Annotated in this window: 1 pseudogene; it reads right to left on the bottom strand. The window is 64.7% G+C overall.

Features of this window, described 5'->3' with window-relative positions:
* A pseudogene (locus HX846_RS36570) lies at positions 1–529 on the bottom strand (ATP-dependent DNA helicase); the annotation flags it as partial.

Consider the following 529-nt stretch of genomic DNA (forward strand, 5'->3'; position numbering starts at 1 on the left):
ACTGGCGATCAGGTATTCACTCTTCATGCGCTGGATCTGCGGCACCACCTTGCGCCCACCGGTGTAGCGCGGCAACGCCAGGGCCACCCCGGCATTCCAGCGCCAGCGCACGCCGAACAGCGGTGCATCCAGTACCGCCTGGATCAGGATGTGCTCGGCCGTGTTGCTGTTCAGGTAGCGCCACACTTCGTCCAGCTCAAAGCTGTGACTGGTGGACAGCGACAACACGATCGCATCCTCGCTGGCGGCGGCTTGCAGTTCGAAGTTGAAGGTGCGGCAAAACCGCTTGCGCAGCGCCAGGCCCCAGGCGCGGTTGATGCGACTGCCGAACGGCGTATGGATGATCAATTGGGTGCCACCGGACTCGTCGAAAAACCGTTCCATGATCAACGTGTCCTGGGACGGCAGCGCGCTCAGCGCCAGCCGCGCCCGCGCCAGGTAATCCAGCAGTTGTTCGGCGCTGGCCAGGTTCAGGCCGAGGGTGCCGGTGAGCCAATCGAGCGCCGGTTGCAGGTTACCCGGCGTGGCG

The sequence above is a fragment of the Pseudomonas sp. K5002 genome, from assembly GCF_013386655.1.
Lineage (GTDB): Bacteria > Pseudomonadota > Gammaproteobacteria > Pseudomonadales > Pseudomonadaceae > Aquipseudomonas.